Source organism: Paenibacillus sp. MER 180, assembly GCF_023713665.1.
In the GTDB taxonomy this organism is placed as follows: Bacteria; Bacillota; Bacilli; order Paenibacillales; family Paenibacillaceae; genus Paenibacillus_B; species Paenibacillus_B suaedae.
Window position 1 is genome coordinate 183,540 of record NZ_JAMAVT010000010.1, and the last position, 14,207, is coordinate 197,746.

At 47.3% G+C, this 14,207-nt stretch carries 11 protein-coding genes; 8 read left to right on the plus strand and 3 right to left on the minus strand.

All coding sequences use genetic code 11. From position 1 onward, the window contains the following. The first annotated feature begins 44 nt into the window (after positions 1-44). The 8 genes from M3661_RS17955 (at position 45) to M3661_RS17990 (ending at position 9,654) form a co-directional block, all read left to right on the plus strand. Positions 45-1,511, plus strand: a complete 1,467-nt coding sequence (locus tag M3661_RS17955) for an ABC transporter substrate-binding protein (protein WP_251487148.1) — start codon at positions 45-47, stop codon at positions 1,509-1,511. Positions 1,512-1,628: 117 nt separating this feature from the next. After that, entirely contained in the window at positions 1,629-3,011 is a 1,383-nt protein-coding gene (locus tag M3661_RS17960; protein ID WP_251487151.1) for an ABC transporter substrate-binding protein, read from the plus strand. Further along, the gene (locus tag M3661_RS17965) at positions 2,992-4,353 is read left to right on the plus strand and encodes an ABC transporter substrate-binding protein (RefSeq protein ID WP_251487154.1); all 1,362 of its coding nucleotides are present in this window, start codon (positions 2,992-2,994) and stop codon (positions 4,351-4,353) included. The genes M3661_RS17960 and M3661_RS17965 overlap by 20 nt, the downstream gene beginning before the upstream one ends. A 158-nt stretch (positions 4,354-4,511) precedes the next feature. After that, positions 4,512-5,921 (plus strand): ABC transporter substrate-binding protein, encoded by a 1,410-nt coding sequence (locus M3661_RS17970; protein WP_311279590.1) that lies wholly within the window; start codon positions 4,512-4,514, stop codon positions 5,919-5,921. 166 nt (positions 5,922-6,087) lie between these two features. Continuing rightward, on the plus strand, positions 6,088-6,873 hold the full coding sequence (locus M3661_RS17975; RefSeq protein ID WP_251487160.1) for an ABC transporter ATP-binding protein: 786 nt from the start codon (positions 6,088-6,090) through the stop codon (positions 6,871-6,873). Then, the gene (locus M3661_RS17980) at positions 6,870-8,135 is read left to right on the plus strand and encodes an ABC transporter permease (protein ID WP_251487162.1); all 1,266 of its coding nucleotides are present in this window, start codon (positions 6,870-6,872) and stop codon (positions 8,133-8,135) included. The genes M3661_RS17975 and M3661_RS17980 overlap by 4 nt, the downstream gene beginning before the upstream one ends. Positions 8,136-8,477: 342 nt before the next feature. Continuing rightward, positions 8,478-8,654, plus strand: a complete 177-nt coding sequence (locus M3661_RS17985; protein ID WP_251487165.1) for a GapA-binding peptide SR1P — start codon at positions 8,478-8,480, stop codon at positions 8,652-8,654. Next, a complete protein-coding gene (locus M3661_RS17990) occupies positions 8,644-9,654 on the plus strand; it encodes a hypothetical protein (RefSeq protein ID WP_251487168.1) in 1,011 nt (336 codons plus the stop codon). Before M3661_RS17985 ends, M3661_RS17990 begins: the two co-directional genes overlap by 11 nt. A 79-nt stretch (positions 9,655-9,733) precedes the next feature. On the opposite strand, the gene M3661_RS17995 is transcribed toward M3661_RS17990, so the two are convergent. The 3 genes from M3661_RS17995 to M3661_RS18005 form a co-directional block, all read right to left on the minus strand. Beyond that, positions 9,734-10,339, minus strand: coding sequence for a DUF1854 domain-containing protein (locus M3661_RS17995; protein ID WP_251487171.1), 606 nt, complete (start codon positions 10,337-10,339; stop codon positions 9,734-9,736). Beyond that, positions 10,332-12,527 carry an ABC transporter ATP-binding protein gene (locus M3661_RS18000; protein ID WP_251487174.1) on the minus strand — a complete coding sequence of 732 codons (2,196 nt, stop codon included), beginning with the start codon at positions 12,525-12,527 and terminating at the stop codon, positions 10,332-10,334. Before M3661_RS18000 ends, M3661_RS17995 begins: the two co-directional genes overlap by 8 nt. Before the next feature lie 236 nt (positions 12,528-12,763). After that, complete coding sequence (locus tag M3661_RS18005; RefSeq protein WP_251487177.1) at positions 12,764-14,059, minus strand: aminotransferase class I/II-fold pyridoxal phosphate-dependent enzyme; 1,296 nt, start codon at positions 14,057-14,059, stop codon at positions 12,764-12,766. Positions 14,060-14,207: the final 148 nt, after the last annotated feature.

A 14,207-nucleotide genomic window follows, 5' to 3' on the forward strand; every position in this document is an offset into this window, starting at 1 on the left:
ATACTTATTGTTGATATTTGGAAAAATAGGAAGGAGAGTTGTGTGTGAAGACGAAATGGAAGCTCGTCATATTTCTGCTAACGATTACTTCTATGTTAAGTGGGTGTCTCGGAGAGAAGCCCGTGTTGGAGCAGCTTGATGAGGGAAAAGGAAAAATTAAGGTTCTCTACTATAACGAGGAATCATTCTATCAACAGTATGGCAATTATTTTAATGTGAAATTTCCGGATATTGAATTCGAGGTTGTAAACTCAGAAGATATGTACGCAAATCGGAAGGATAATGAGCCGTTTGATTATGAAGCAGAAATGAAAAAGTTTCTTGATAAGCATAAGCCTGACGTCTTGTTCTTGAATGACACCATGTATGAAACCTATGCGAAGGACGGGAAGTTGTACAACATAGAGGAGGTCATTGCACAGGAGAAATTTGATTTGGAAGGCTATATGCCAGGTCTTATTGATATGATTCGTGCGAAAGGGAACGGTACTTTGTATGGACTTGCTCCATCTTTCTATACGAATGTATTGTACTTCAACCGCGCTTTGTTCAAGGAGCACAATATCGAGCCCCCGCGCAATAAGATGAGCTGGCAGGAGGTCATCGATCTGTCGAAGCGATTTACGGGTATCGGTTCAGGAGACAATCAAATCTTTGGATTGTACCAAGACTATGGGGATGTTGAGCGTGTGATGGACAACATTGTCTCTACTTCTGGCTTGAAATTGGTAGACCAGAAAGGCGAGAAGCTGCTTATTAATTCGGACGGTTGGAAGAAGGCCATCACCCTTGCTACCGATGCGATACGGTCGAAGGCCGTCTATGTCCCACCACGAGATAATGGTGAGAATGGACAAATGATGCGGTTCGGTAATGATATGTTCATGAGAGGCAAGGCGGCAATGATGATTGAGAGCACGTGGTTTGCGCGTCAAATTAAGGATCGACATCGTTATGACAAGGAAGCGAAGCAAATCGATTGGGATATCGTCACGGCACCGGTAGATCCAGCAACACCTGATGAGTCTGGCAATGTGTTTTTATCTGAAATTTACGCGATATCCGCAGATTCTCCAAATAAGCGAGCGGCGTGGGAATTCGTTAAGTTCGTCAATGGTACAGAAATGGCGAAGGCTTCTTCCCGAGCGTTAAGTGGACAAATTCCGACCCGCAATCAATATTTCAAGGAAATCGACGGCAGAAGCACGGAACCGTTCTACTTGCTGAAACCGAAGTCTACCGCTGAGCGCTACAACAAAAATATTCCTATGGAATTTTACGAGCCTTATAACCAATTGCTGCGGAAAGCGTTGCAGGATATCGTCGACAACAAGAAGTCGTTAGACGAAGCGGTAGCTGAATTGGAAACAAAGGGGCAAGCCGAATTGATAAAGGCGAAAGAGGCAGAGAAGGCGCGTCTAGCGAAAGAGAAAAAAGGAGATTCATCTTCGACGAAAACAGAGTCTACAGGCTCTACAGAATCCACTGGATCCACTAAATCGGGTGGCTAACCTGTCCAAATGATATAGATATATGACGTTACAGTACCTATTCTCCATGCCTTCTTGTGGCGAGAATAGGTACTGATCGTTTGAAGGGATGCTGCAGAGGTGAAGGGGAAGAACGTAATGTCTATGTCTAAGGTATTAACGCGTGCCATAGTGTCTATGTTAGTACTTGCGATGATGATGGCAGGATGCAGTTCGGAAAAACCGCTTCTGAAAGATCTGGACGAGGAGAAGGAAGTTACACTTAGAATTCTAACCAATATGGATAGAATGTCTTTTAGGAATTTCTATGGGGGATTATTTGGGATTCAATATTCAAATATTGATATAGAGTTAATTCCGTTTGATGAACGATATTCATCGAATCTTGACAGCATAGTGGCTCTGGAAGCGAACATCAGCCGGGTTAGACCAGATGTTGTCTTTCTGTCGCCTGATGCCTATGAACGACTAGCTGTCGAGCACAAGCTGTACAATTTGGAGACGATAATACGCCAAGAGCAGTTCGATGTGGATACGTTTCTTCCAGGTCTCATCGATTGGATCCGTAAAAAGAGTGGGGGCGCCTTGTATGGCTTAGCGCCCTCTTTTATGGGCAAAGTGTTATTTTATAATGCAGATTTATTTCACCAATACGGTGTGGAACTGCCGCATGATGGAATGACGTGGGATGACGTGTTGAAATTAGCCGCACGGTTCCGCAATGAGGGATCCTCAAATGATGAAGTAAGTGGTCTCTATGTGTGGGATATTGAGGCTGCTATATTTGATATTTCTATGAACTTGGGCCTAAAACTCGTTGATTCCAAAGGGGAGCGAATGTTGATCCAATCGGAGTCTTGGAAACGAGTTTTCAGCCAAACCGTTGAGGCGATTCAGAACAGGGATATACGTCCTCAATTCTCAATTGCTAATAACGGAGTGATCAAGGAAGAACGGTCGGATTTATTTCTAGCTGGACGTGCGGCAATGAAGTTGGATTGGAACATGAGTGTGTTTAGTTTACAGAGGGGAAACATTCAAGGAGGCAACAATTATGCCTTTGATTGGGGCGTGGTTACAGCGCCAATTGATCCATTTCGGCCTGGAGAGACCCCTTATATTCAGATCCCTACTATTATGGCAATTCCTATCGAGGCGGAACATAAGCGGGAAGCATGGGAATTTATTAAGTTCTCAAATGGCCCAGAAAAAGTAGAGAGGGGGTTGCGATATTTCCCCTTCGAAATGATGACTCGCGGTTTGTCCAAGAAAACTAAGGATTATAACAAGCTTGAAACGTTCTATAAGCTGCGTATGAGTCAGGACCGTGATTCACGGCCATACCCTGTGAATGTGCCAGACTCTTTTACAGAACCTTTTGACAAGTTGTTAAATCAAGTCCTAACTCGCATGATTCGCAAAGACGTGACCGTGGAGCAAGGAATTAATGAATTGGACATCAAGGGGAACGAATTATTGAAGCAGGCCCGAGCAAGTCAGAATGGAGGGGGCCAACATTAAACGGATATCAATAGGGTTGCTAGTTGTCATTTTACTGCTTATGAGCGGGTGCTATGGCGAAAAGCCTGTTTTTGCACCGCTTAAGGACGGTAAAGGGAAATTACGAGTTGTATATGATGATGAAGATCAATTTTTCAATGATTACGGCGATTATTTTCAATTCCTTTATCCGGATATCGAAATAGAAGTTGTCAGCACCACGAATTTATTTACGATACAAAATAATGTGATGGACAGATCGGACCAGAAGATGGAGCAGTTTATTAAGGAGAATAAACCTGATGTGCTGTTCTTGAACGAAGAACTGTTTGACAATTTTCTACATACGGGGCTGTTATACAGCTTGGATGAAATTATGAAGCAAGAGCAGTACGACTTAAGCGGCTTTATGCCTGGTGTAATTGAATCACTTCGGGATATAGGAGGAGGAAAGTTGTATGGTCTAGCTCCTTTCTTTAGTACTTTTGTTCTTTATTACAACGAGGATCTATTTAAATCGAATCATGTGGATCTTCCCAAGGACAAGATGACTTGGCCGGAAGTGCTTCAACTAGCTGCCCGTTTTGGACAATCTGCATCGGAAGGCAGAACTGGACAGTATGGGTTGTCATTCGGATATACGAATGCCCATTTGCTATTTGGAGAGATAGCTAAGGCATCCACTTTGCAATTAACCGACCCAACAGGCAGCAAGCTGCAAATTCATTCCGATAGTTGGAAGCAGATTATGATAATGACGGTGGATGCGATCCGCAGTGGCGCTGTATTTACCGATCAGGCAAGTCAAGCTCTTAAGATATCAGGTGAAGATGCATTTTATCAGGATAAGTCTGCGATGCTGCTTACTGGACTATCAGTAGCAAATGAATTGGAAAGGCGTCAAATCAATACTGATATGAAGCAGATGAACTGGGGGATGGTCACTGCCCCTATTAACCCGAATTATCCAGAGGAATCCACAAATGCACATCTAGAGGAGATATGTGCAATCCCCGCTGATTCGGTGAATAAGCGTGCGGCATGGGAGTTCATTAAATTCATGAATAGCAAGGAGTTAGCGAAGAGTGCTCCAGATATGAGGCCCCCTAAGCTGCCAACCCGGATGCAGTATATGAAGAAATGGAAAGGGCGAAGTACAGAGCCTTTGTATGCATTGAAGCTGAATTCGCATCATCGCTTCATATGGGACAATCAACGCGTTCCCATGGAGCTCAATTCCGCCCTCACTCCGTTATTGCGGGATGGACTGCAGGCGGTGCTTGCCAACGGAAAGTCTATTGATGAACTGCTTGATGAACTGCAAGTGAAGGGTCAGGAGGCACTGGATAAGATGAAGCAATAATACAGGAATAGGGAGAGTCTTTTTGCACATGGATGCAGCGGCTTTGTTGATAGAAATCTGATATTCGCCTTATCTTGTGACGCAATTGTTTGAATATTGGAGGTTTGGTAGATATACTAAATCTTATTGGAAAATAGAGGGTGGGAGGTTGTGTGTTGGTGAGATGGAAATTCTGGAAGTTGAGTGCTTTACTGCTTGCAGCCATGTTGCTCGTAAGCGGTTGTCTTGGGGACAAGCCGGTGCTAGAGCCGCTAGAGGAAGGAAAGGGAAAGATTAAAGTTCTTTATTATAGTGAGGAATCATTCTATAGGCAGTATGGAAACTACTTCAATATTAAATTCCCGGATATCGAATTTGAAGTCGTTGGTATGGAGGAGCTCAATTCGAGCGACGACTATCAAGAAGCACTTAAGAAAATGATAGAGAAACATAAGCCAGACGTTATGCTTCTGAGCGAGGATATTTTTGAGACCTTTGCCGAAGATGGGAAGCTGTACGGCCTAGATGATATCATTGCACAAGAAAAGTTCGATTTAGAAGATTTTATGCCAGGCCTTATCGAGCGTATCAAAAGCAAGGGGGGCGGCAAGTTGTATGGCCTCGCTCCTTCCTTTTATACGCGAGTCTTGTATTACAATGAAGACTTATTCAAGGAGCATCATATTGAATTGCCGAACAACAAGATGAGCTGGAAGGATGTCTTGGATTTGGCCAGACGATTCAGCGGTATTGGTTCCGGTGAGGATCAGGTCTATGGGTATTATCAGGAGTATGGGAACATGAGCAATCTGTTTCAAGATATTGTTAGCTCGTCATCCTTGAAGCAATTTGATGCGAAGGGTGAAAAGCTGCTGATTAACGCTGATGGCTGGAAACAGGCCTTTACACTGGCAACGGATGCGCTGCGAAGCAAGGCTGTATATATGCCGCCGAAGGGCGAAGAAACGCAATTTATGAATAATAACTTGTTCGTTCAAGGGAAGGCAGCAATGATGATGAGTGGTACTTGGCTCGCGCAAGAGATTGATAATCGTCCGACCTACGACAAGAAGGCGAAGAAGTTTGCCTGGAACTTCGTCACAGGTCCGATCGACCCTTCGTCTCCAGACGAATCTGCTTATGTGAATTTATCTGAAATCTATACAGTGTCTGCGGACTCAGCGAATAAGCGCGCAGCGTGGGAGTTCGTCAAGTTTGTCAACGGCAATGAAATGGCCAAGGCAGCCTCGCGTTCCATGATGGGAAGCTTGCCGACACGAATGAAGTATAAGAAGGATATTGCAGGTAAGAGCTCGGATCCGCTCTATATGCTGAAGCCAAAATCCATCTCGGCTTATGGCTGGTGGAACAGACATGTTCCTAGAGATTTTTATAGCACCTATGACGGTATGGTTCAGCAAGCCCTCGAATCCGTAATTGAGAAAAAGAAATCCGTGGATGAGGCTGTTGGAGAACTGGAAGCCAAGGGGCAGGCAGCGTTAACGAAAGCGCATGAAGACGAAAAAGCGCGCAAGGCTAAAGAGAAGGGCAAAGAATCAAGTTCTACTGAAAATGGAAAGTCGGGTTGATGAAATGAATAGGGTTCTTGTGTGAACAAGCCGTCTGAAAAGACGGCTTTTTATTGTTCATACAAATCGCTTCTATTGTGACAGAAATGTAAGGTCGTGATTAGAGGATATCCATTCGCTTCCTGTCAGGTTGTTCGATATAATGAGAACAGTGAGGTGAATAGGCATGAAGCCTTTATTGAAGATAGATAGACTAACTGGCGGTTACAGTACAGGCAGACCTGTGCTGCATGATATCTCCTTGCAAGTGAATGCAGGCGAAATGGTTGGCCTCATTGGATTGAACGGCGCAGGGAAGAGTACGACGATGAAGCATATATTAGGACTGCTTGAGCCGCAAGCAGGAAGCGTTGCCATACATGGGAAGACGCTGGCGGAGGATGCGGAAGCGTATCGTGCTGCTATTGCGTATGTACCGGAGTCGCCGATTCTATATGATGCGCTGACGGTGCGCGAGCATCTGGTATGGACGGCTACCGCATATGGCGTCGAACAAGGGGTATTTGAGAAGAGGGTACGGGAGCTTGCGGAAATGTTCCATATGACCGCACACCTGGATAAAGCTGCACAGCATTTATCGAAGGGGATGCGGCAGAAGACGATGCTCATGTGCGCGTTTGCTGTTCGGCCGCCTTTATATATTATTGATGAGCCTTTCCTTGGACTTGATCCGCTCGGTATTCGATCATTGCTCCAATATATGAAGCAAGTGCAGGCAGAGGGCGCATCATTGCTGGTGAGCTCTCACATTTTGTCGACGATTGAGCATTACTGTGATTCGTTCGTGCTTCTGCATCATGGTAAAGTTCTCGGAGCGGGCACGGTGCATGGAATGCACGATCAATACGAGGCCCAGTCAGGCAAGCGGGCGGAAGAGCGGCTGGAGGAGCTGTTCTATGCGTGGGTTAGCGATGAGCGTATCACTGGTTCTGTGGATGGTGCACAGCGATGACACAGACCCGAATGAAGGAGGCATCCACCGTCAGTAGTCTGACAGAGGTGCTTCTACATCCTGAGGAGCTATGGGCAAGCCGCAAGCGTGAATTCTGGGGTAAGGTCATGCCTTATATGCGCTACGTCATACAGAGCGGACTCGGGGCACTCATGTTATTCGTGCTCGTGGCAGGAACGGCGTTATATGCTTCCTTTATCGAGCACATTCCACCTACTTTTCCGATTAAGGAGGTTGCCCTGCTGCTGGTAGCGCCCGCAGTTGCCTATACGACCTATCGCACGCTGCTGCGACCGGCCGATCTTGCCTTTCTGCTGCGCATTGAGCATCGAATGTCCGGCTATATGAAGAGGAGCGTACGCTATAGCCTATGGCCGCGAACAGTACTCCTTATTGCTGTGTGGTGTGTATTGTGGCCGTTATACAGCCGTGCAGAGGATAACCCGAAGAACTTCATCTTTACTTTGATCCTATTGTTGATGCTCAAGGCGGTTGCTGCATTTGGCGCTTGGAAGGAGCGCCACTATAGTGACAATCGCCGTCGAATTGCTGCCCGCTACGTGCGTTATCTATGGGCTTGGGGAGCAACGGCTTGTTGGCTGTGGCTCAATATGCCTGCTGCGCTACTTGTCATCGGTGTGAGTGGGTTGGTGTACATAGGCTGGTTGGTTACAGGGAGAACGCTGCGTTTTCCATGGGAGGCGCATTTCGAAGCGGAGAAAGCACATGAGGGACGAGTTTATTTGTTTTTGAGTGGATTCGTGGATCTGCCAGCAACAGACGAACGTCGATATGCGAGACCGTGGCTCAATTTCATGGGCAATCGATTTGCATTGCGGAAACCATTAGCCTATCGTTATTTGCTGATGAAGACGTTGGTGCGAAGTGAGCTGCTGGGCATCTTATTGAGGCTGGTCATCATTGGCGCTGTGCTTTTATATTGGACAAATGCTACAGAGTGGAGCCTCCTGCTGTATGCAGCAGTTGTATTCGTTGCAGGCACACAGATGGGGGCCGTGTTTGCCTTCCATCGACATGATGTGTGGCAGGAAGTTTACCCACTTCCCGTGCATGCACGTCATGAAGCGGCATTATATGCCAGTACCGTTGCGCATGCGCTGGCAGCCTTCGCGCTGCTGCTGCCAATTGCAGTCGGGCCATTATCGGTCTCATTCAAGCTAGCCATGATCGGATCGGGTGTGGCTATCGTCTTGTTGACTAGATGGAAACGTTCGAAGCCGCGCAAGGATGATGAAGATTAATCGAATAGGAAGCATAAAGATTACAACATAAAGGGTTCCTAGAATTACATTTCGAAGCGTACGAATTAAATAACTGCAATTGTCTATACGGGACAAGGGAGAGATGCTTTATCTGCTTCCTTGTCTTTTTTTCTGTCAGTATGTTTCACAAGCAGTTCATGCATATGCACTAATTCTTTATTTCGTGTCTAGTCGTACAAACAGCGACAAGAATACGATACATTGTGACGTCATAGTTATGGTAATGGGATGGCTGAATCCGCTATCATCATCAAATATGCAGCCAATTGAATTTCGGCAGGGGATGCCCGTCATGCAGATGAAGGGAGAGGTGAATGTCCGATGGAGCAAGGACGTAGTCAGCTATTGCTTGGGGCAATCATATGCAAGAGGTGCGATCGGATAATTGCCGAGCAAGATACGGAAAAAGTCATGGTGTACTATGTGGAGTGCAATAAGCGCGATTGTAGAGAGCAAACAGCAGTGATGGAGAGAGAGGTACTGTACATTGAAGCTTAGTTCGAATCAGGCGGAGCAGTGGGATAAGACGGTTGTCCAGCGTCATGGCCATTCCAACAGTACGGCTGGCATACGGATTATCGAATTGCATCAGCAGCATATTCATCATGTGGGCACATTATGGCGGGAGACGGAATACAAGAACTTCGTCCCTTATTCGCCTCAATTAGATGGCCTGCATGTTGCGCAGTGCGGCAGTTCTGCAGAAGTGCAGGCTGCTGCAGAAGCAGGGTATCATAAGTTGCTGCTGGCGCCAAGTCATAGCTTATTAATGAAGTCGGAACGTGTTCGTCTCATTCGTGAGATGCTGCTTGCTGGAACGGCGGGGGAACGTGATTCAGCGCTTCAGAAGCTGCTTCCGCTGATGACGGCCGAATATGAACATATGTTGGCTGTCCTTCATCGACATGCTGCTATACATGGATATGTGCGTTTGCTCGATGCCCCAATTATGCAGCTGCTGCCGAGTATAGCTGATTTGGAGTTGCGAATGGGAGTAGTTCAGCGCTTTGCGGCCGATTCCGATCTATCAGTGGAACGGCACCGTCTGCATCAGCAGTGGTTGAAGCTTAAGCAATGGAAGCAGTGGCTTCATTCCGGAAACGGGGACAAATGCATGCTGTCGAGCGCAGTTGTGGAATGGATCGATATGCAGGCAGAAGCCTTGTTCCGGGCTGAGCAGCGCTTGGCGAATCAAGGATATGATATTCAATTAACGGTGCTGCTGCCGTATGAAGCGGGGAGCTGGAAGCAGCATGTCGGCTGCGTCCGTCTGGCTGCCGAGCAAATTCTTGGTGTTCACGCCACACGTAGTTACCCGATTGTCGGGATCCGAATAGAGCATGCGGTTAGCGCTCGGGAGAATATGTCACAATCTGGCAGGCTTGGCGGATTGGGCGGGCAGTTCGTCTTACCGGAAATCGATATGGACTGGGAAGAAGTTGATTTCGTTTGGATGAGTCGGGGAGGGGAGCAGACGAATGAAAACGATCATTTCTAGATGATCGTTCACAATATAGCTCGAACGGTGGAAAGGCCAGTGACGGTGTGGAAGCTGCCGGCACTGGCTTTATTTGAATTTAGAACAACCGGTTCAGACATCGCTTGCTTCCTGTGTCTAGTTCAGAGATCGGAGGCACGATACAGCGTCGTCCGAAGCTGTCGAGCAGAATCATTCCCCCTTCTGGTGAAGGCTGGACGTGCTCATGCAAAGTTTCCAGCTCGAGCCTCATTGTTCCTCTATCAGTGATAACCTCCCATTTCCACACATTGTTCTTCTCATGTATGCTCACAATACTCTCCACTCTAGGAATGAAATACCGACGTTTCAGCTCAAGCTGAATAGCGTCTTGACTGCTGGAATCCAGCTGCTGCAAATCGCGTACAATGCCAATTTCCTTGCCATCACGATCTCGTACAGATAAATAGCATAAGGCGTAAGAGAATGGAAATGCCCGATAGATTGATACTTCCGATGTTACCGTATCTCCATCCCTAAGCTCCAGCAGGCCTCCTTCACTGTGGCGAAAGGATACGGTAGGAGGAAAATAGCGGATATCTTCCGCAAATGCGCTTATGGAAGTGGCTGACTGATCATGATCGTTAGTGTTGTTCGCTGACTGGTTGCGGATATGTTCTTCCAGCTCGGCTTGATGGAGCGGTTCTTGGACATGTACATCAGGCAAAGAGATACTCCCCTTTCATTTCAGACATTTCCTGTTGAGCCTGCACAAGCTTTGTGTATACTCCATTCTGCGAGAGAAGCTGATCGTGGGAACCGACTTCCACGAGCCTGCCTTGATCCAGGACAATAATACGAGTGGCGTGGCGGAGCGTAGACAGCCGATGAGCAATAGCAAAGGTCGTGCGCCCACGAATGAGTCTCATCATCGCTTCTTGAATCTGGCGCTCTGTGGCGGTATCGACAGAAGCGGTAGCTTCGTCGAGAATCAGGATTGCCGGATCATGGAGAATTGCGCGTGCAATGGCAATCCGCTGCTTCTCACCGCCGGATAATCGTGCTCCGCGTTCGCCGACCCGAGTATCATAACCATCGGGCATTCGGATGATGAAGTCATGTGCATTCGCTATCTTGGCGGCACGCATAATCTCCTCTGGAGATGCGTCAGGCTTCGCATAAGCAATGTTCTGGGCTACAGAACCATCGAATAGGAAGGTTTCCTGAAGAACGACTCCAATATGCTGACGCAAGCTCTCCTGTTTCATATCTCTAATATCGATCCCGTCGATGCGAATGAGGCCGTTGTCAGGATCATAGAAACGGCAGAGCAGATGAATGAGCGTGGACTTCCCTGCTCCTGAATGACCAACGATACCGATCATTTCTCCAGGCTGTACAGCAAGCGTAAGTTCCTTCAATACGGGACGATGCTTCTCGTAACCATAGCTAATATTCTCGAATTGTACGGCTCCGCGTACAGAGGTGAGCCGCATTGCTTGATCTCGATCCGGTACCTCTGGCTTCATATCGATAATTTCAAATATGCGGCCTGCGGCAGCAAACGCTCGGCTGGTCCAGTTTACGGCTTGACTGAACCATTTCAGTGGGCCAAAGAACATACCCAAGTAACCAATGAACGCCATAAGTGTTCCAAGTGTCATATGTTGACCAAGTACGGATTGACCCCCAACGAACCAGACGAGCAGCAAACCAGATTGTGTCACAAGGGAGAACAAGGGGAATACACCTGCCCAAAGTCCGTCTACACGAATGGACTGCTTCATTAACACATCATTCGCCTTATGGTAACGACTTCTTTCTGTGCTCTCTTGTCCGAATGCTTTTACGACGCGAATGCCTTGGAGTGTATCGCCTACAATCGTGTTGATGCGATTAAGCGCTCTCCAGTGGATATACCAGCGCTGATGAATGAATGGCCAGATGACAAAAGAGAAGAAGATGACGATGGGAGCTGGGACGAGTGCGAGCAAAGTAAGCTGCCAATTGAGTGAAGCCATCATGGTGAAAATGGAGATGATGAGCAGAATCTGGCTGGTAACCCATACGACGCCATCGTTCAAAAATTGACTGAGTGCATCGGCATCATGGTTGACTCGCCCAATGAACTGTGAAGTTTGGCGGCGATCAAAAAATCCGAGCGACAGCTTCATCAGAGAACCATATACATCCTCACGGATATTATGCATAAGCTTACTGCCGGTATGTACGCTGATATAGCCGCGAACGGTCGTCATGACAGAAAGTGTGAGCTGAACAAGACCAAGCATCAGTACGAGTGCGAGCAGGGATGCGGCGGGATGTGTCGTCTGCAGGACATCATCGACGATAATTTTCGTGAGGTAAGGAGGGATAAGTTCAATTAACGTTGTGGCGATGACGAGCAATGAGGCAACCGACATCCATTTCTTAAAAGGCTTCGCATAGTCCAGCACTCTCCTGAATGCCTTTCCCTTATCGGTGCAGCGTAGGCAGCTTTCGTTCTGGTTAACGAGTCGTGCCCCACATTTGGAGCACCGCCGCGGCATGTCATCCACGGATGGAAGCGGCAGCTCATCTCCCTGAATGATTGCTTGGATCAGTCGGCAAGCGAACGCGAACTTCACATTTTCCATCGATGTGTATCGAACGAGTACGATCGAACCGTGCTCAGTATCTGCGATGAGCTGCGAGCTGCCTATCGCATCATTCGTTCGGCACCTGTTGACAACGCTTACAAGAATGCGCTTTTCTAATTTTCCGGAAGAGGTGCATATGAAGATTTCATCTTGGGAAATCAGCAGCCAGCGTTCAGATAATGTAGCATCGTCCTGAATATCGGCTCTCCCGCAGAAGAGCAGTTCAGCCGTGGTCATGCCTGTGGTCGCGAATGGCGGTGATTCGATAAAACGCAAGGATATCCCCCTTTTCTATAAGAATTCTTAATATTGGGAAATTGTAACATACAAACTTGTGTTAGGGGAGGGGAATTTCGCAAAGCTGCATAATATTGGAGGAAAGATTCAAGATAGCACAGAGAACGGATCTAAAATAAAAAGAGCCGCCTAAGGAGCAGTGTTCTACTCCTTAGGCGACAATTGTTCGTTGCACGATAATAGGGCTGCTGAATTGCACGAACAAGCACAGGGTGCTATTTCGTCAGATCAAGAATCCCTTGATAGATCGTATCAAATAATTGCTCTAATTGGTTCTCCTCAATACAGGAGAACGCAACACGCAGATCGGTATCGCCAAGAGCAATTGTGCCGACACCATACTGCTCGAGCAAGTGTGTGCGCAAGGTTTCGGCATGTACATTTTGAAGCTTCAAGCACATGAAATATCCGGAGTTGAATGGATAGTAGCTTAGCACATCTCCGTACTTGCCGCTGTCAAGCAGATCCTTCACTTTGTTCGCACGCGCCTTCATCAGATTGAACTTGGCTTGCTTCTGCGCTCCGTAATCTGGAGAGTTCAGCGCATGGAGCACGAACGTCTGCGAAGGATGTGGGCCACTGGATATGGTAGCCCGAATGATTCCGATTGTCTTCTGCTCCAAGGCAGCGAGCAGTGCTTCGGACTCAGCTGCGTACGTGATGAAACCTACGCGGAATCCCCATACATACTCTTCCTTCGTAGCTCCATCGACCTTAATTGGCAGGATGTTAGGATGAATGGAAGCCAATTTGCCAAATAAGGATTCATGCATGGAGTCTTCGAAGAAGAGACCGAAGTAAGCATCATCTGTTACCACGACGAGACGCATGCCTGCTTCTGCTGCTTCAAGCAAGGCCGCAACGATCTGCTCGCCTTCTTCTCTTCCAGGTGTATAGCCAGTTGGGTTATTCGGGAAGTTCAAGACAACGATTGCCTTACCCTTGTCCTTATTGGCAAGCAAGGCATCGCGAAGTCCTGCACTATTGAATTTCCAATTGTCATTATATAACGGATAGTAGACCATCTCTGCATTGCGGCGAATGCCGAACGTGAGCTCGTAGTTCTCCCAGTTCTTCTCTGGAAGCACCACAACATCGCCCTCGTCCGCGAACAGATCCGCAACGATGCTGAGTCCGTGCGTCAATGCATTCGTCACAATCGGATTGCTGATTGTTACATTGCTAAGCGATGGGTTCTCCGTAAGCATTTTTTCTTTCCATGCTTTGCGCAGTTCAGGCTTGCCTGCTGGCGGTGCATAGGGATAGATATCAGCAGGGTCATAGGCAGACAACGTATCCTGAATGACGCTGAGGTGCATTGGGGTATTGCCTTCCGTAGCGATGCCAATTGTGGCATTGAATGCCTTGGCCTTGCTTTTGGCTTCTGCTGATTGGCTCAGTATGCCTTCCTTCGGAAAGTAGATTTGCTGCGCGAGCCGGGAGAGCATGGCATAAATGTTGGGATTGTGCTGTTGAATTGTTTCGTTCAATTGTTGAGCCAGTTGATTCATGGCGTCCATCCTTCCACCATCATTGTAAGAGGGCCCATGCAATGCATGCATGGAATACGCCCTTGAAATACTTTCTTCATTATAGCATTATGGCTCTTCATTCGTCACGATGAATTGGTTATCATTACCTATAAGCGGCATACAAAAA

Bases quoted from the DNA above. Each gene is read 5' to 3' on its own strand.
- M3661_RS17960 (WP_251487151.1), top strand. From the start codon at position 1,629: ATGTCTATGTCTAAGGTATTAACGCGTGCCATAGTGTCTATGTTAGTA.
- M3661_RS17965 (WP_251487154.1), top strand. From the start codon at position 2,992: ATGGAGGGGGCCAACATTAAACGGATATCAATAGGGTTGCTAGTTGTC.
- M3661_RS17975 (WP_251487160.1), top strand. From the start codon at position 6,088: ATGAAGCCTTTATTGAAGATAGATAGACTAACTGGCGGTTACAGTACA.
- M3661_RS17980 (WP_251487162.1), top strand. From the start codon at position 6,870: ATGACACAGACCCGAATGAAGGAGGCATCCACCGTCAGTAGTCTGACA.
- M3661_RS17985 (WP_251487165.1), top strand. From the start codon at position 8,478: ATGGAGCAAGGACGTAGTCAGCTATTGCTTGGGGCAATCATATGCAAG.
- M3661_RS18005 (WP_251487177.1), bottom strand. From the start codon at position 14,059: ATGAATCAACTGGCTCAACAATTGAACGAAACAATTCAACAGCACAAT.